Below are 17,776 nucleotides of genomic sequence, written 5' to 3'. Positions count from 1 at the left end.
TGTAGTGAAAAAAGAGCCAAAGTGAATCTTCAGCTCTACTTTCTTTCTTTATTAATCAAATCTTTCAATTCATCGATAAAGACATTGATATCTTTAAATTGCCGATAGACGGATGCGAACCTAACATAGGCAACCTCATCGACTTCCGCCAGCTTGTCCATCACCATTTCGCCGACATTGTCGCTTTTCACTTCCGATATGCCTTGGTTGCGCAGTTCTTTCTCTACATAACTGGTGATTTGCTCTAGCTCTTTCAAGGGAACCGGACGTTTTTCACAAGCCCTGATTAAGCCACGCAGGATTTTATCACGGCTGAACTCTTCCCGTGTCCCGCCCTTTTTGACGACAATAAGCGGTGTTTCCTCCACCTTTTCAAATGTCGTGAATCGAAAACCACATGCCTCACATTCACGGCGACGTCGAATCGATTTGCTTTCATCGACTGGCCTGGAATCGAGCACTCTTGTTCCATTATATTGACATGATGGGCATTTCATCAATATCAGCTCCGTATTTTATGTAGGACTCCCCTATCTAAATGTTCCCCATGTAATTTATCTTCTATTTCAATCTTATATTAAAAGGAACGGCCAGTACAAGTAAAAAGTGTAACTTAAAGGCAGCAGGCGTTTTTTGCCTTTCCGATAAGCACAGTCAGGAACGGCCGAATTCTTGCAATAAAAAAGAGATGCACCCATGGCATCTCTGTGTATACGTGTTTTTATAAGGCACTTATATTGGCTTTTTTCATTTGTACAGGTCCTAATCCACGTGGCAATTCGATGTTTTCACGTGTTTGCGCATTTAGTGCTTCTGCAATATAATCTGCCGCAATATTCGGATCCAAGTTACCGCATGTATAGACATCAATGCTCGCATAGCCGTGTTCTGGAAAACTGTGAATCGTTAAGTGTGATTCAGAAATGATGACAACCCCGCTAACTCCCTGTGGAGCAAACTTGTGAAAGGCAACTTCGCGCACCTCTGCACCTGATTTCAAAGCAGCATCAACAAATATCTTTTCAATCAAATCGATATTGTTCAGTTTTTCAAAGTCACAACCCCAAAGTTCTGAAATGACATGTCTACCCATTGTTTCCATAGTGTAAGCTGTTTCCATTTTAAGCTTCCCCCTTACCATGATTTAAAAATAAGTTCTGATAACTACCACGGGGGAAAGTTAGTCCAAAGAGGTCCTAACCCTTTAAGTAGCCATCATGCAAACCGCTTTTGAAGAAGTTCACGATTCATAGTATATATGGTTTGAATTTTTTTTGCAACTGCAAATTTGAAGTTTTGGCAAGATAACCTGCATTTCAGAATAGGTATATCGGCATTCAAGAAAGCCGGATTGCCTTTACTTCAGTTTATTGCTGCGCCTCATGACCACTAGGAAATAGATGAGTCTGGTGATCAAAAAAAAGCTTCCCTGTAGAGAGCTTTGTTTATAGAACCCATGTTAGAGTGAACTAATTTTGACCGTCACTTTCTGTAAAACATCTATCACTTATAGTTTGAGAATTTGTACTTTGGCCGTTGCATTGCACTGCAGGCCCTCCCTTATCCCAGAGGCGGTCCTTGAGCCTTCTCGGCCTTCCGCCTGCGGGGTCTCACGTAGAACGCATTTCCCGTAGGAGTGTCGTTGCCTTCCATTTCATTCCACTTTGCTTGGATATGAAGGCTGGCATTCCATAAAAAAGATGTAAAAAGCCATGGTAAAAGGTAGATGATTAATCACTGCCATTATCGAAAGACAGCGGAACCCCCAAAAAAAGATGCCGTCTGCAAATTGCAGACGGCATCTCCTTCAAGCTGGCTAGTCTTTAAATATGCCCTTTATAAAAGGTACACTTTAAAAGTTTAGCAGGCTTATTTTACCGATAATTCAACTTCTGATGTTCTTTTCAATTCGGATGCCACCAATTTCACTAGGTCGACTACCCGGTTGGAGTAACCCCATTCATTATCATACCAGGCGAGTACTTTCACTTTCCTGTCTCCTATCATCATCGTTGTCAGCCCATCGATGATGGCGGAATGAGGATTGGTTTTGAAGTCACAGGAAACTAAAGGTTCAGTCGTATACTCCAATATACCTTTAAGTTCATTTTCTGAGGCGTCGATGAATGCTTGGTTCACTTCATCAACCGTGACATCACGGTTTAAATCCACAACAAGATCGACTAAGGACACGTTAGGTGTCGGTACGCGGATAGCCATTCCGTGAAGCTTGCCTTTTAATTGGGGCAGCACGAGGGAGATGGCTTTTGCAGCTCCTGTCGTCGTAGGAATGATGCTTTCCGCAGCCGCACGGGCGCGTCTTAAGTCTTTATGCGGGTTATCGATATTATTTTGGTCATTCGTATAAGAATGGATCGTTGTCATCAAGCCGTTGCTTATGCCGAATTTCTCATCAAGCACTTTCGCAACAGGCCCAAGACAATTAGTTGTGCAGGATGCATTGGAAATGACAAAATGCTTGTCAATTTCCAGCACTTCCTCATTGACGCCCATGACAATGGTAACGTCTTCATTTTTGCCCGGTGCCGATAATATCACTCGTTTTGCACCTGCATCCAAATGAAGAGCCGCTTTGGAACGTTCATTGAATTTGCCTGTAGCCTCAATTACAATATCTATATTCATCTCTTTCCAAGGCAGTAGCTTTGGATCGCGATTATTGATTAGTTGTACCCGGCGGCCATTCACAATAAGTGAATCCTCTTCCGCTACAATGATGCCGTCGAATTTACCATGTATCGTATCATATTTTAGTAAGTGGGCTAAAGTTTCAGCAGGATAGCTTGCATTAATGGCAACAATGTCCAAACTCTCATCTAATATGGCCTTTCGGAAAACCATCCTTCCAATTCTCCCAAATCCGTTAATTGCTATTCTTGAATTCATCGTTCGGACCCTCCTGAAAATATTAATGTTATACTTATTAGCTCTAATATGTAATTAGTATAACATATTTCAAAAGAATTGTGCTAATAAAAATGCGGATTATCTCTATTTTTTCAACACAAAAGGAAGAAATCCCAATGATTCCTTCCTTCAGATTGTATACAAACTCAATGAGAAACGAGTTTGTATACAGTTTTTCATGAGTGTGTACCATTAGAATGTTGATGTCCACCACTCCACTGTACATGAATATGAAGGAGTGAATCCCGATTGCCCGCAGTTTTGGAGAGGGATACTTCAATCGTTTCTTTCCAGTGCAGTTGCCCCCTTATCCAGAGGCGGTACGTAAGCCTCCTCGGCTTTCAGCCTGCGGTGTCTCACGTAGACGCGCATTTCCGGCAGGAGTCTCGTTGCCTTCCGTTTCATTCCACTTTGCGAGAACAGGAAGATAGAGTTTCCATTGCGTACACCTATAGTTTTGTAAATTATCCGTTCCGCTCCACTTTGAAAAAGAGGGATTCCCGATTGTCCACCTGTAGCTGACGAGAAACGGTACAAAAAGCATGTGAAAAGCACGATTTTAATGAGGAATGTCCTCAAATTCGGGCCAAAGTCTAAACTCGCGAGTTAAGTCGATAAATTGGCGAGGAAAAGTGCCGAACTCGCGAGTAAAGTGGTTAAATACGCGAGGAACGCTCCGAAAGGGTGAAAGAAAGCAGTCATTATGCGGAGAACCCGGGCTGAACTCGCGAGTAACTGTACCTTAGACCGTCCCATTCCACTTTACATGAAGACAAAGGTTGAATTCAGATTGTCCATAGATTCGGAGGAATTGGACTTCGACCGTTTCATTTTACTGTAGATACGCTTAGCAGGAGTCCCGTACCTTACGCTCCAATCAAATTCGTTTTCTCCTTTAGATATTAATCCTTTTCCTTAAAGTCGTTTAAAATTAAGTAAAGCAACCTTCCACCGAATAAATTCGATACAGAGTAAGATGAACATTTTGCTTCAACTTAAGGCGAAAATTCAAAAAGGGTTCGGAATTTTTAAATTCCGAACCCTTTTTGTCTGCAAACTTAAGGAAGGAGCCTCAGTGGTTCCTTCCTTTCACGACAACTATAAGATATGCCAATCGTTAAGTATTGCCCTGACCTGCTTCTTCGTTTCCGTCAGTTCGCCATTATTGTCAATGACCGCATCCGCTAGAGCTTTCTTATCAGCTAAAGGCATCTGTGAATGAATCCGGGCTAGGGCATCCGCTTCCGATAGGCCATTCCTGTTCATCAAGCGCTTTAATTGATTTCGCTCATCTGCATATATCAAAAGTGTTTTTTCCACCATGTATGTTAGCTTACTTTCGAATAAGAGCGGAATATCCATGAATACCGTTTCTTCGCCTGCGGCAAGTGCCTCCTCCGTTTTGAGGAGCATCCATTTCCTTACGGCTGGATGCACGATGCCATTCAACAGCAACCTTTTTTCCTGATCATGAAAGATTATCGACCCTAACGCAGCGCGGTCGATAGTCCCATCCGCCAATAAAATCTCTTCTCCAAATGCACTTACCACTTGTTGGTAGGCTTCTTCACCCGGCTCAACGACAGCACGGGAAGCCAGATCTGCATCTACGATCGTGAAACCGAGCTCCTGTAAATAGAGGCTGACACTGCTTTTTCCGCTCGCAATGCCTCCGGTGATTCCGATGATTTGTCCCATAAGCTCCCCCTTTTACATCCTATTTCATAACTTGAATAACCCGATTAACATTAATAGTACACCAGGAAGAAAGGTCAAATGCTGAACGACTTTATTATTTGCAAGCAATTTTCCGCTTTGAATTCCGCTCCATATGAAGAGTGAACTCATGACGGCGATGCATGCCGCGAGGATGATGGGGGAAATCCCGATCATGGCCGCGCCAACCCCAGCCCCGAACGCATCGAGTGATAATGCAAATCCTAAAACGAGTGCTTCGACACCGGTGATCGTACCTGATTTGTCAAAGTCGGCATTCAATGGTTTTTGTAAAATATTAATGACTACCCCAAGGGATTTAATTTCAAAATTGAAGATGATCTTTTCATGATATTTATCATCTTTCTGATCTTTTTCCGGCTTGAAGTATTGGTATACCATCCAGGCACCAAGGAAAATGAGAATGATGCCTCCCGTTTTTTCAGCCGCACCGATGGATATGAGCTGACTGATGAATTGCCCGATGACCATCGCTATGCCTAAACTCAATGCAGAACAAATCGAGATGACCGCTATTGACTTTAACGGGATTTTCATTTTCCGCATACCGAATGTCATCCCCACGCCAAATCCGTCTATACTAACTGCAAAAGCAAGAAAAATAATTTGTAGCCACATCGGAATATTTCTCCTTCCCTTCTCGCTGCTACCCTAGTATATGGAAGGAGCCCATCCGATGTGTGTGAAACCCAGAAGCTAAATTAGCGGCTGGCAAACTGGGCAAATATGTGTGCCGCGCCCTGCAACGACATGCTTTTCAAGAGGTGTGCCGCATGTTTTGCAGTCCTCGCCTTTTCGTCCGTAAACATTCAGTTCCAACTGAAACATGCCGATTTGACCTTGGGAATTGATGTATGAACGAATCGTGCTTCCTCCCTTTTCGACAGCTTCACCTAGCGTGGCAATGATTTCAGCATGCAGCTTTTTTATTTCTTCCAAGGACAGAGAGGAGGCTATCCTCTCAGGGTGGATGCCGGAACGGAATAACGACTCATCCACATATATATTCCCGATTCCAACGACAACCGTTTGATCAAGAAGGACTGGCTTGATTTTCCTGTTGGTTTTCGCCAATTTCGCCCTCAGTCCTTCAACAGTAAAATCGCTTGATAACGGTTCAGGTCCCAAATGCAGCAGTGGCAACCGCTCGAATTCCTCCCCTTTAGTAAATAAGTGCATCGTGCCGAATTTTCGAACATCACGGTATCGAAGTTCACTGTCGTCCGTGAACGTAAAAATCACATGTGTATGCTTATCATACGGCTCTTCCTTTTGATGCACCCCGTATTTGCCTTCCATCCTTAAATGCGAAACCATCGAATATTCATCCAAGGTGAAAATGAGGAATTTGCCCCGCCTGCCGATTTCATGGATCGTCTGCCCCTTTAAGGCATCCTGAAACTGTTCGATGGGCTCGGGTGCTTTAATGATCTTTGGCCAGAAGACGGACACTTCCTTGATTTCTTTTCCAAGTACGAGCTGCTCTAACGTTCTTCTGACTGTTTCCACTTCTGGAAGTTCTGGCATTGCAATCACCTATCTTATCTTATTTGGCATCAAACCATGTTGGCCCGAAGGCATAGTCCACTTTCAGAGGCACGTTCAATCCGATGGCATTTTCCATTTCCTCAGGAACGATCACCTTCAGGATTTCCAGCTCCTCCGGCGGAGCTTCAAAAATCAATTCATCATGCACCTGAAGGAGCATCCTCGTCTTGAGTCCTTCCTTGATCAGGCGCTTATTCATATTTAACATCGCCAGCTTGATGATATCGGCGGCACTACCCTGGATCGGCGTATTCATGGCTGTCCGTTCAGCAAAGCTCCTGATGTTGAAATTCCTGCTTGTAATCTCAGGGATATAGCGCCTCCTTTGCATTAAAGTCGTGCTATACCCTTTTTGGCGAGCTTCATGTATGCTTTCTTCCATATATTCCTGGACTCCGGGAAAACTCCTTAAATACTTCTCGATGAACTCTCCCGCTTCTTTTCTTGTGATGCCCAGGCTTTGCGATAGCCCGTAATCACTTATCCCATAAACAATGCCGAAGTTGACCGCTTTGGCTTGGCGTCTCATGTTTGAAGTGACTTCCTCCGCCGGTACATGGAATACATCCATCGCTGTTTTTGTATGAATGTCCATCCCGGCTTGGAAAGCTTCCACAAGTCCATCATCATTGGCGATATGCGCCAGCACGCGTAATTCGATTTGCGAATAGTCAGCGGCGAATATGATCCAATCCTTTTCGGAAGCAATGAAGGCCTGCCTGATTTTCCTTCCTTCTTCAAGCCTGATCGGGATATTTTGCAGGTTGGGATCTGTCGAACTTAACCGGCCTGTCTGAGTCAATGCTTGGTTGAAACGGGTGTGCACCTTATCCGATTTGTCATTGACCACTTTAAGCAGACCTTCAATATAGGTGGATTGCAGCTTCCCAAGCTGACGGTACAGCAATATTTCCTTTACGATATTATGCTTGCTTTCCAGTTTTTCCAGCACATCCGCTGATGTGGAATACCCCGTTTTCGTTTTTTTCATGACCGGAAGCTCCAGTTTTTCAAAAAGGATGGCTCCGAGTTGTTTAGGAGAATTGATATTGAAAGCTTCACCGGCCAAATCAAAAATCCTCGCTTCGATCGTTCTTAAGCGAACGGCCAATTCCTGCCCCATATTTTTCAAGCGGCCAATATCGACCTTTATGCCCTGCCATTCCATGTTTGCCAGGATGATTGATAATGGCAACTCAAGATCCGTCAACAAGTGAAATTGCTCAAATTCATGAAGCCTTTTGACCATCGGTTCTTTCAAAGAAAGGATCGCCTTCGATTTTCTGGCAATATGCTCACTCAATATAGCTTCATCTGGTATCATCCGTTTTGCGCCTTTTCCATAGAAAACATCATCGGTTTCAAGACGTATCGTCCCTTGGGTTTTCGTGATTTCCGCCACTTCATCCACTGACTCTGCCGGATCCAGGATATAAGAGGCTAAAAACACATCAAAATCGATGCCCTTTATTTCGACTCCCCGATGGCGGAGTGCCACAACGGTGCGCTTCGCATCAAAAACCGTTTTCTTTTTCTTTTCATCCTCCGCCCAGGATTTGAATGCCTCGGAGCTCAAGGCACTATCGCCATGGAAGTAGAAATGACCATGCTCATTACTGATGGCAATGCCGATGATGTTTGCTCGATGATAATTATCTTCTAAAATTTCCACATACAAAGCACTTTCATCAGCAAACATTCCTGCCATCATTTCTTCCGTATGGACCTCTATCTTCTCCTGCTCAAGCGGGACACTTTCCGTAACATCCAATTTCTCGAGCAACGTCGAAAAGCCAAGCTCTTTATAAAATGAAATGACTCGATCCTGATCGATTCCGCTGTACTCGGTCTCGTTTACAGTAACGTCAAGCGGCGCTTCCCTCGTAATTGTTGCCAACTCTTTACTCAACAGCGCCAGGTCTTTATGTTCTTCTATTTTCTCTTTCAATTTTTGTCCGCTTACTTCATCAATCGACTGCAGAAGGTTTTCCACGGTTTCGAATTGATGCAACAGCTTAAGGGCGGTCTTCTCGCCAACGCCCGGTATCCCAGGAATATTATCGGAGGCATCTCCCATCAGCCCCTTTAAATCAATGATCTGCAAAGGAGATAAACCGTATTTTTCATGTATATGTTTTGGCGTATATTCTTCAATTTCAGTAATTCCCTTTTTCGTGATCGAAACCGTCGTACTTGGGGAGGATAGTTGTGTTAAATCCTTATCACCGGAAATGACTTTCACTTCGAAGCCATCCTTTTCAGCTTGTAACGACAGCGTACCGATAATATCATCGGCTTCATAGTTCTCCAGTTCATATCTTTTTATTTGAAAACAATCCAACAGCTCGCGAATGAAAGGAAATTGCTCGGACAATTCAGGCGGCGTTTTTTGGCGTCCACCTTTATATTCCTTGAATGTCGCATGTCTGAATGTCGTCTTGCCCGCATCAAAGGCTACCAGTATATGCGTCGGTTTTTCCTCTGCGAGTATGCGGTTGAGCATCATCGTGAATCCGTACACGGAATTCGTATGCACCCCTTTATCATTATTCAGGAGCGGAAGCGCAAAAAACGCACGATAAGCAATGCTATTTCCATCTATGAGTACTAACTTTTTATTCATTTTCGTCTTCCTCCAGTCCAACAGGTTTATGTAAGTTCCAGCTTCTATTAATAAGCACAAAAAAGCCGTTCATTTTCTCCCTCTATTCTACCATGAGTAGAAGCGGAAAGAAAAATGACGGCTATGCGGTTATTTTGTATTTCCCATTAACAAGCTTGCATAAGGGGAATCCGATGGCAGAACGATGACCGTTTGATCTCCAATCGTTTTTTTGTAGGATTCAAGAGTCCGATATAATTTATAAAATTCCGGGTCTTTGGAAAACGACTTGTTATAGATTTTCGCCGCTTCCCCTTCTCCTTCTGCCCTGATTACTTCGGCATCCGCCTCCGCAGTCGAGAGCAATTCCTTCACCTTGCGATCTGTATCGGCAATGATCTGGTTTTTCTTCGCATCACCTTTGGAAAGGTACTCTTGCGCTTTTGATTCACGCTCGGAAATCATCCTCTTGAAAACGGACGCTTCATTTTCGGCAGGCAAATCCGTCCTTTTTATCCGGACATCGGTCAAGCTGATGCCATAATTGTCATTTTGCAGCAGCTCGTTGACTTTTTCCGTTATGCGGTCATTTAAACTTCCTCTGGACGACTTCTCGTCATTGATGATTTCATCATAATTCAATTGTCCCAGCTCTGAACGAACGGCTGAATAGATGAACTCCTCCATTTTCGTTTCTGCATTTTCAAACGTCCTTGCATTTGTAATCAACTTCTTCGGATCTTCGATTCTCCATACTGCATAGTTATCGATCAGCATCCGTTTTTTATCCTTCGTATTGATTTCCGCTTCGGAAACATCAGAAGTCATCTGGTATTTCGGCAAGGTCATGACCGTTTGGATGAATGGCACTTTCGCCTTCAAGCCCGGGGACTTATCGATCCTTACAACCTCACCGAATTGACGGACGACTTTGTATTCCCCCTCTTTGACGATATAAACGTTGGTGAAAATGATCAGCAGCAGCACAATGAAAATAATGAGAAAAATGCCGATCCTGAAATAGCCCCTCCAATGAAAATTGCCTTTTTTCAGCTCAGTGAAATCTATTACCTTCCCGCTCATTGTTTTGTGCCCCCTTCCCCTGTCGCTTTTTCTTCGGGTGGATTCTCCGTTTTCGTTTCTGCATTAGGATCTTCAGGAACTGGCGGTTTTTTCGTTTCCTCTTTTTCAAGGGAACGAAGCGGCAAATATTTCATCGTATTACCATCATCATTCATGATATAAATTTCAGCATTCGGTAATACTCCCTCAAGTGTCTCAATTATAAGGCGGTCCTTCGTAATCCCCTTATTGTCTTTATACTCACTATATAGTTTTTCAAAAACCGCTACATCCCCGCGAGCGGACTCGGTACGGGCAGCTTTATCCCCATTGGCCTGCGAAAGGATGGCATCTTTTTCCCCTACCGCTTCATTCATCCGTTTATTTTCATATTTATCGGCTTCGTTTTTTTTCGTATTGGCCGTTTCACGGGCATCCGTCACATTCGTAAACGCTTTGCGCACTTCTTCATTCGGTAACTCGACATCCTGGAGCTTGACGGCAGAAATGGAAATCCCAACATCATACTTCTTCATTAGCTGGGACAATAATTCCCGTACATCCGCTTCGATTTGCGCTTTCCCGGAAGTGAGTGCATCATCGATTTTCGTGCTGCCGATGATACTCCGTAAAGCAGCAGATGTGGTGTCATATAATATTTTTTCTGGATCCTCTGCATTGTATAGATATTTTGGAGGGTCGGTGATTTTCCACTGAACCACTAGGTCGGCCAGCACAATATTTTCATCACCCGTAATCATTTTCGTCTCACTCGGGTAATCCTTCACCTCTCCGTCCTCTTCCTTATATCCGAACTTAAGGCTGAACGTTTCTTTCGATAGCTTCTCAACCGACTGTATCGGCCAAGGCAGTTTAACGTGAAGACCTGGTTCTGTAATCGTCTCCTCCACCTTACCGAACGTCATGATGACAGCTTGATCGGATTCATCGACCGTGTACCAGGTCGATATCGCAACAATCCCCACAATTAAAATAAGAAAAACAAGTCCTGTGATCGTATATATCCTTTTTAAGCTAACGATGCGGATCACCCCTTCTTTTGCCGTTATATCTTATTTACGCAAGGAGGGGCCCAAAGTTTCATGAAAATGAAATATTTTCCTAACAAAATAGTATGGAAGATACCGTCCAGGCGGAAAAATGGACAAAAATAAAGACAGAGACGGTTTTTCGTCTCTGCCGATGCTAACTCCTTGGATGAGGGGTTGTACAAACATTGTAACCCCCCATTATGAAGTTCGTTTTAAGACTTTGTAAAGGAAATGTAAATTCACGATTACCTACATTTTCCCTTTTAAGCTTTTGTTTAGCGTGACTGTAAAGGTCGTCCCTTTGCCAGGTTTGCTCTCTACTTTGATTTTGCCTTTATGGACTTCTATAATATGCTTGACGATGGCCAAACCAATGCCCGTTCCTCCCGAATCACGGCTTCTGGCCTTATCGATCCGGTAAAACCTTTCAAAAATCCTCGGCAGTTCTTTTTCTTCGATACCGATCCCGTTATCTTGGACCACAATGTCCACCGTCTGTTCATTCTCGATGACATTCACGGTGACGCTGCCTTCATTTGGCGTATACGTCAATGCATTCGTTATTAAATTAATGAACACCTGTTTGATCCTGTCCGATTCCCCTTCAATGAATACCGGGTCCTGTGATGCTATGATCTTAAGCGATACTTCTTTTTCCTTCAGCTTCCCCATCAGCATCTCCTGTATTTCACGAAGGACTTTCGTAATGTCCACGACGCCTGCTTTTAATACGAATTCCTGCTGCTCCATCTTGGATAAATTCAAAAGCTCCTGAATTAGTTCTTGCAGCCGGTCACTTTCTTTCAAAATGATCGATAAAAAGTGCTTCAATGTCTTTTCGTCTTTTAAGGCCCCGTCCAACAATGTTTCGGAAAATCCTTTAATGGAAGTAATCGGTGTCCTCAATTCATGGGAAACGTTCGCCACGAAATCCTTGCGCATTTGCTCGAGCCGCTTCAATTCGGTGATATCATGGAAAATGAGCAGGATTCCTTTCCATTCATCATGATTTCCGATGATGGGTGCCCCATAAATTTCAAAATGCTTGCGTTCTATGGAAAGCGGTATTTTCACCTGACGTTTTATCGTTTTTTCGGTTCGAAAAATCTCTTCGATGATCGAGATGACTTCCTGATCTTTTATGACCGAGTAATACTCTTGAAACAGAAACGAGGCGGCATCCACCCGGAAGCTTTTTTTGAATTCACGGTTGATAACGGTGGTATACCCCTTACTATCTATAAGCAGGACACCACTTCCGATATTTTCCACAAGCGTTTCCAACCGATCCTGATTCATTTCCCTCGCTATCTCCGTTTCTTGCAGGTTCCTTGCCAATATGTTCAAGGAGGTTGTCAGCATGCCCGTTTCATCGGAATGCAGTTCCAATGTCCGAGTCCCATAATTCCCTTTAGCCAATTCAATGGCTGTCATCGTAGCCTGCTCGATCGGCCGGGTATAGTATGAAGTGATTTTACTGGCAAGCATGAGAATGATGATCAAAGCCACCCCTAAACAAATGATCAAAATTTGCCACATTTGCTTATTCACTTGATGAATGGCTTCAATTTCGTTGCTATGAACAACAAAACCCTCAATCTCGCCATCCTTTTCAACCGTCTTCCAATAATAATGAAGGTCCGAGTCCCCTTCAACCACTTCGTACCCCTCCCCATGCTTAAGCCCTTTTTCCAACGTAATTTTGCGAAGGACATTGGCATGGTTCTTTAGTATTTCATTGGATGAAGTCGAATCGTATAATATGTCCCCATTCGTTGCGAGAATGGTTAAGTTCGAATCCAAGAGGGGCGTCAGCTTTGCCGTTTTCCCTGTTTCCAAAAAGGAGACGATTCCCCCATGCTCTTGAATATAAGTAGATATGAAAAATGTTTCATTTTGTATCCGCTCATTGAATGTTTTAATATAATAGCTTTTGAACAAATGCCCCAATAAAAAGCCCACGGCCATCAGGACGACCATCACAAGCGTGATGAGGGTAAACAGGAGCTTTTTACGATAGGTCGTCATTCTTTTTTGGGCTCCTCAAGCTTATAGCCCAAGCCCCTGATCGTTTTGATATATAAAGGTTTTTTTGTATCGTTCTCGATTTTCTCACGAAGGTGGCTAATATGTACATCGACGATTCGGGAATCGCCCGCGAAATCGTAATTCCAGACTGCACTAAGAAGCTGGTCCCTCGTTAATACTCTTCCTTTATGCTTTGCCAAATACAAAAGTAATTCAAATTCCTTCGGAGTCAATTCTAATTGCTGTTCATCAAAGAATGCTTCGTATCGATCAGGAAACACTTTCAAGTCGCCCAACTGCACGAGACCATCTTCCTGATCATGACCTGCCTGACTTCCATTGGATTGCAGCTGCGATCTTCTTAAGATGGCTTTAATCCTTGCCACGACCTCACGCGGACTGAATGGCTTGGTTAAGTAATCATCTGCCCCAAGTTCGAGTCCGAGCACTTTATCAAATTCGTCGTCCTTAGCTGTCAGCATCAAGATCGGTATATTGATTTTTTGCTGGCGAAGCTGTTTACATACTTCAAGTCCATCCATTTTAGGAAGCATCAAATCCAATACGACTATATCGGGACGGATGTCTACTGCAGCCTGAAGGCCTTCTTCTCCATCCGAAGCCGTGACCACCGCATAGCCTGCTTGTTCTAGGTTGTACTGAAGTAAGGTAACTATTGATTGTTCATCATCCACTACGAGAATTTTCTTTGACATTAGATCCTCCTGAATTATGTATTACCCTTAAAGACCGAATTCTTCAATCTACTCATCCAATTCCATTATAAAGAATATTATCTGTAATTTACACATAAAAAAATCATCGCCCGCAATTCCTTTTGATTATTAGCGTAAAATAAAAAAACTGCCTGGAAATTAGGTAGGGCATTAGCCACCCTTCCCATATCCGGGCAGTTAGCAAAGGAACCTTCACGGATTCCTTACTGAAGAACTTGCATGACTGCTTTAACTGATTCAACTGATTTGGCAAGTGCCGCTTTTTCATCATCAGTCAATTCAAGTTCGATGATTTGTTCAATACCGTTTGCACCTAGTACAGTCGGCACCCCGAGGTAGATTCCTTCAAATCCGTATTCACCTTCTAGATAAGCGATCGATGGAAGAACACGGCGTTGGTCTTTGAGGATCGCTTCAACCATCTCCACTAAGGAAGCAGCAGGGGCATAGTAGGCGCTGCCGTTTCCAAGAAGGTTTACGATTTCTCCGCCGCCAGTACGGGTACGGGCCACGATTGCTTCTAAACGATCTTGAGGGATCAATGTTTCCAAAGGAATTCCGCCAGCATAAGAGTAACGTACTAGAGGAACCATATCGTCACCGTGTCCGCCAAGGACGAAGCCAGTTACATCTTTAACGGACAAGTTCAACTCTTGTGCTACGAAAGTCCGGAAACGCGCTGTATCAAGTACACCTGATTGTCCAATTACGCGTTCCTTAGGAAAACCTGATTCCTTAAAAACGGTGTATGTCATGGCATCAACTGGGTTAGTCAACACGATGATCGTTGTATTTGGAGAATGCTTAACCACTTCTTTAGTTACCGATTTCATAACTTTTTGGTTGGTTTGAACTAAGTCGTCACGGCTCATCCCCGGCTTGCGAGCAATACCGGCAGTGATGATGACGACGTCAGAATCTTTTGTATCGGCATAATCGGATGTACCGATGATGTTAGCGTCGAATCCAAGAACGGGACCTGCCTCCGCCATATCAAGCGCTTTACCCTTTGTAGGGTTTTCGGCTTGTGGAATATCCACTAGAATGATATCGCCAAGTTCTTTTTGAGCTGCCAGGAATGCAGCCGTAGCACCAGTGAAACCTGCACCAACCACTGTGATCTTTTTACGTCTAGACATGTTATTTCCTCCTCGAAGTCATCGAATTTTCGGAATACTTTTAACATACATAAAACATACTCATATACACATATAAGCCTTCTGGAAAAGAACCCGTAAAGGAACTTTTCCAGAAAGCATACTTAGCATTTATTATTTAAGGTTTTTGATAAGCTCGTCAGCGAACTCGGAACATTTAACTTCTGTTGCACCTTCCATTAGGCGGGCAAAGTCGTATGTAACAACTTTAGAAGCGATCGTTTGTTCAACTGATTTAGTGATGCTGTTTGCAGCTTCGTTCCAGCCAAGGTGCTCAAGTAAAAGAACGCCTGAAAGAAGAACTGAAGATGGGTTAACTTTATCAAGACCAGCATATTTTGGAGCCGTTCCGTGAGTTGCTTCGAAGATGGCATGTCCAGTTTCGTAGTTGATGTTTGCTCCTGGAGCGATACCAATTCCGCCAACTTGTGCAGCAAGTGCATCAGAAATGTAATCTCCGTTCAAGTTCATTGTTGCAACAACATCAAACTCTTTTGGACGAGTCAGGATTTGTTGTAAGAAGATATCAGCAATGGAATCCTTAACGATGATTTTGCCTTCAGCTTCAGCAGCAGATTGTGCTTGGTTAGCAGCTTCCGTGCCTTCTGCGTCTTTAATTTTGTCATATTGGTTCCATGTGAACACTTTATCGGCGAATTCTTGTTCAGCCACTTCATAACCCCAAGATTTGAATGCGCCTTCCGTGAATTTCATGATGTTACCTTTATGAACAAGCGTTAAAGATTTACGGCCTTCTTTGATCGCATAGTTAAGCGCAGAGCGAACAAGACGCTTTGTTCCTTCTTCGGAAATCGGTTTGATTCCGATACCTGAAGTTTCTGGGAAACGGATGTTTGTAACACCGAATTCAGTTTGTAGGAAGTCGATTAATTTCTTCGCTTCGTCAGAACCTTTTGCATATTCGATACCTGCATAGATGTCTTCAGTGTTTTCACGGAAGATGACCATGTCAGTGTCTTCCGGACGTTTAACTGGTGAAGGTACACCATCGAAGTAACGTACTGGGCGAAGACATACGAATAAGTCCAATACTTGACGTAATGCTACGTTCAATGAACGGATACCGCCACCGATTGGAGTTGTAAGTGGTCCTTTAATTGCGATTAGATATTCGTTAATGACATCAAGAGTTTCTTGTGGAAGCCATTCGCCTGTTTGGTCAAATGCTTTTTGTCCAGCTAAAACTTCTTTCCATTCGATTTTCTTTTCGCCATTGTAGGCTTTTTCAACTGCTGCGTCCAAAACGCGAGAAGCTGCTGCCCAGATATCAGGACCGATTCCGTCTCCCTCAATATAAGGAACGATTGGGTTGTTTGGCACGTTAAGAGCACCGTTAGTAACTGTGATTTTTTGGCTTTGTGTCATGTTTCTTACCTCCGATTCAAATTCAAAGGTTAGATGGTCCACCATTAAAACAGGCAGCACCACTAACCCCTTTTACTCACATCTATTAATTTACTACAAATTCGCTGAAATAAAAATAAGTTTCGAAAAACTTTTAATTAGCGTTTTTCGATTGGTACGTATTTTTGCATACCTGGTCCAACATAATCTGCACGCGGACGGATCAAACGGTTGTTTGAATATTGCTCAAGGATATGAGCAATCCAGCCTGAAGCACGGCTTACAGCAAAGATTGGTGTGAATAGGTCGTGCTCGATACCTAAACTGTGGTATACCGAAGCAGAATAGAAATCCACGTTTGGCGGAAGATTTTTTTGACCAGTTACGATGTCATTGATTTTAATGGACATATCATAATATTGAGGCTGTCCAGTAAGCTCCGTCAATTTTTGGGACATTTCTTTAAGGTGCTTGGCACGTGGATCGCCTTTACGGTATACACGGTGGCCAAAGCCCATGATTTTTTCTTTATTGGCTAATTTTTCGTTGATGTAAGGCTCAACGTTTTCAACGGAACCAATTTCCGTAAGCATTTTCATGACTTGTTCGTTAGCTCCGCCGTGAAGTGGGCCTTTCAAGGCGCCAAGGGCAGAAGTAACGCCAGAATAGATATCGGATAATGTAGCCACACAAACGCGTGCTGTGAATGTAGAGGCGTTCAATTCATGGTCAGCATGAAGGACCAATGCTTTGTTGAATGCTTCTTCTTCAATTGCCGTTGGTTCATTACCGCTTAACATGTATAAGAAGTTAGCAGCAAAGCTTAAATCTGTACGAGGTGCAATCGATTCTTTTCCTTGACGGATACGAGCGAAAGTTGTTACCAAAGTAGGGATTTTAGCTTGGATGCGGATGGCTTTACGGTAGTTAGCATCTTCACTCATGACGTCTGCCTCTTCATCATATAGACCAAGTAGGGAAACGGCTGTGCGAAGGGCTCCCATTGGGTGCACTTTATCGATTGGGTAAGTATTGAAATGATTGACCACTTCAGCTGGAATATCAGCATTTTCAGCAAGCTGTTTAGTTAATTCTTCTAATTGGCTTTTGGTTGGAAGAGCTCCATGCCATAATAGATAGATTACTTCTTCGAACGTTGCATTTACAGCCAAATCGTCGATGTCATAACCTACATACGTTAATGTATCATCGATGATGGAGCTTACTGATGAAGTTGTTGCTACCACACCTTCAAGACCTTTTGTTGCTGTCATACTAAATCTCTCCTTTTCCTGAATATTCCCCTATGTCCTTGCTCATTGCGTATAAATATAGCGCTTCCAAGAGATTAGCTATTGATTACAACCATCTATTTTTTAGCAGAAGACATACATCTTAAGTTGGAAGCGTTCACAGAAAAAAACCCCCATAATTAAAATGTACGCTAAACCTTAAGACAAGATCTAAAAATTTAATGCTTGTAGCTATTCCTAGTGAGCGCTTGCTCAATAACTACATCTTTTTTAAGATTCCTCATAAATATCATTGATATTCTGAATC

General features: G+C 43.1%; 14 protein-coding genes. All 14 read right to left on the bottom strand.

The window, feature by feature from the left end:
* Positions 1-35: 35 nt before the first annotated feature.
* Positions 36-497, bottom strand: a complete 462-nt coding sequence (gene nrdR / locus ASU00_RS00355; RefSeq protein ID WP_057911467.1) for a transcriptional regulator NrdR — start codon at positions 495-497, stop codon at positions 36-38.
* A gap of 224 nt (positions 498-721) precedes the next feature.
* Positions 722-1,102 (bottom strand): adenosylmethionine decarboxylase, encoded by a 381-nt coding sequence (gene speD / locus ASU00_RS00350; protein WP_034311443.1) that lies wholly within the window; start codon positions 1,100-1,102, stop codon positions 722-724.
* Positions 1,103-1,869: 767 nt separating this feature from the next.
* Positions 1,870-2,907, bottom strand: a complete 1,038-nt coding sequence (locus ASU00_RS00345; RefSeq protein ID WP_057911466.1) for a glyceraldehyde-3-phosphate dehydrogenase — start codon at positions 2,905-2,907, stop codon at positions 1,870-1,872.
* Between the two features lie 1,119 nt (positions 2,908-4,026).
* Positions 4,027-4,626: a dephospho-CoA kinase gene (coaE, locus tag ASU00_RS00335; protein ID WP_057911464.1), complete on the bottom strand. Its 600-nt coding sequence runs from the start codon at positions 4,624-4,626 to the stop codon at positions 4,027-4,029.
* A gap of 24 nt (positions 4,627-4,650) precedes the next feature.
* Positions 4,651-5,283, bottom strand: a complete 633-nt coding sequence (gene ytaF / locus ASU00_RS00330; RefSeq protein WP_057911463.1) for a sporulation membrane protein YtaF — start codon at positions 5,281-5,283, stop codon at positions 4,651-4,653.
* 78 nt (positions 5,284-5,361) lie between these two features.
* The gene (gene mutM / locus ASU00_RS00325) at positions 5,362-6,192 is read right to left on the bottom strand and encodes a DNA-formamidopyrimidine glycosylase (RefSeq protein WP_057911462.1); all 831 of its coding nucleotides are present in this window, start codon (positions 6,190-6,192) and stop codon (positions 5,362-5,364) included.
* A 19-nt stretch (positions 6,193-6,211) separates the two neighbouring features.
* Positions 6,212-8,836 carry a DNA polymerase I gene (gene polA / locus ASU00_RS00320; protein WP_057911461.1) on the bottom strand — a complete coding sequence of 875 codons (2,625 nt, stop codon included), beginning with the start codon at positions 8,834-8,836 and terminating at the stop codon, positions 6,212-6,214.
* A gap of 129 nt (positions 8,837-8,965) precedes the next feature.
* Positions 8,966-9,898 carry a protease modulator HflC gene (gene hflC, locus ASU00_RS00315; protein WP_057911460.1) on the bottom strand — a complete coding sequence of 311 codons (933 nt, stop codon included), beginning with the start codon at positions 9,896-9,898 and terminating at the stop codon, positions 8,966-8,968.
* Entirely contained in the window at positions 9,895-10,920 is a 1,026-nt protein-coding gene (hflK, locus tag ASU00_RS00310; RefSeq protein WP_082630115.1) for an FtsH protease activity modulator HflK, read from the bottom strand. Before hflK ends, hflC begins: the two co-directional genes overlap by 4 nt.
* 258 nt (positions 10,921-11,178) lie before the next feature.
* Positions 11,179-12,957 (bottom strand): two-component system histidine kinase PnpS, encoded by a 1,779-nt coding sequence (gene pnpS / locus ASU00_RS00305; RefSeq protein ID WP_057911459.1) that lies wholly within the window; start codon positions 12,955-12,957, stop codon positions 11,179-11,181.
* Entirely contained in the window at positions 12,954-13,673 is a 720-nt protein-coding gene (locus ASU00_RS00300) for a response regulator transcription factor (protein ID WP_057911458.1), read from the bottom strand. The genes pnpS and ASU00_RS00300 overlap by 4 nt, the downstream gene beginning before the upstream one ends.
* 224 nt (positions 13,674-13,897) lie before the next feature.
* Positions 13,898-14,833 (bottom strand): malate dehydrogenase, encoded by a 936-nt coding sequence (mdh, locus tag ASU00_RS00295; protein WP_057911457.1) that lies wholly within the window; start codon positions 14,831-14,833, stop codon positions 13,898-13,900.
* Positions 14,834-14,965: 132 nt separating this feature from the next.
* Complete coding sequence (gene icd / locus ASU00_RS00290; RefSeq protein ID WP_269085300.1) at positions 14,966-16,282, bottom strand: NADP-dependent isocitrate dehydrogenase; 1,317 nt, start codon at positions 16,280-16,282, stop codon at positions 14,966-14,968.
* A gap of 92 nt (positions 16,283-16,374) precedes the next feature.
* Positions 16,375-17,490 carry a citrate synthase gene (gene citZ / locus ASU00_RS00285; RefSeq protein WP_057911456.1) on the bottom strand — a complete coding sequence of 372 codons (1,116 nt, stop codon included), beginning with the start codon at positions 17,488-17,490 and terminating at the stop codon, positions 16,375-16,377.
* Positions 17,491-17,776: the final 286 nt, after the last annotated feature.

The organism is Peribacillus muralis (assembly GCF_001439925.1).
Taxonomy (GTDB): Bacteria; Bacillota; Bacilli; order Bacillales; family DSM-1321; genus Peribacillus; species Peribacillus muralis.
This window is presented reverse-complemented; position numbering and strand designations above follow the sequence as displayed.

What these genes read in the sequence shown, in the direction of transcription:
- nrdR (WP_057911467.1), bottom strand. Translation starts at nt 497, where the DNA reads ATGAAATGCCCATCATGTCAATATAATGGAACAAGAGTGCTCGATTCC.
- speD (WP_034311443.1), bottom strand. Translation starts at nt 1,102, where the DNA reads ATGGAAACAATGGGTAGACATGTCATTTCAGAACTTTGGGGTTGTGAC.
- ASU00_RS00345 (WP_057911466.1), bottom strand. Translation starts at nt 2,907, where the DNA reads ATGAATTCAAGAATAGCAATTAACGGATTTGGGAGAATTGGAAGGATG.
- coaE (WP_057911464.1), bottom strand. Translation starts at nt 4,626, where the DNA reads ATGGGACAAATCATCGGAATCACCGGAGGCATTGCGAGCGGAAAAAGC.
- ytaF (WP_057911463.1), bottom strand. Translation starts at nt 5,283, where the DNA reads ATGTGGCTACAAATTATTTTTCTTGCTTTTGCAGTTAGTATAGACGGA.
- mutM (WP_057911462.1), bottom strand. Translation starts at nt 6,192, where the DNA reads ATGCCAGAACTTCCAGAAGTGGAAACAGTCAGAAGAACGTTAGAGCAG.
- polA (WP_057911461.1), bottom strand. Translation starts at nt 8,836, where the DNA reads ATGAATAAAAAGTTAGTACTCATAGATGGAAATAGCATTGCTTATCGT.
- hflC (WP_057911460.1), bottom strand. Translation starts at nt 9,898, where the DNA reads ATGAGCGGGAAGGTAATAGATTTCACTGAGCTGAAAAAAGGCAATTTT.
- pnpS (WP_057911459.1), bottom strand. Translation starts at nt 12,957, where the DNA reads ATGACGACCTATCGTAAAAAGCTCCTGTTTACCCTCATCACGCTTGTG.
- ASU00_RS00300 (WP_057911458.1), bottom strand. Translation starts at nt 13,673, where the DNA reads ATGTCAAAGAAAATTCTCGTAGTGGATGATGAACAATCAATAGTTACC.
- mdh (WP_057911457.1), bottom strand. Translation starts at nt 14,833, where the DNA reads ATGTCTAGACGTAAAAAGATCACAGTGGTTGGTGCAGGTTTCACTGGT.
- icd (WP_269085300.1), bottom strand. Translation starts at nt 16,282, where the DNA reads ATGGTGGACCATCTAACCTTTGAATTTGAATCGGAGGTAAGAAACATG.
- citZ (WP_057911456.1), bottom strand. Translation starts at nt 17,490, where the DNA reads ATGACAGCAACAAAAGGTCTTGAAGGTGTGGTAGCAACAACTTCATCA.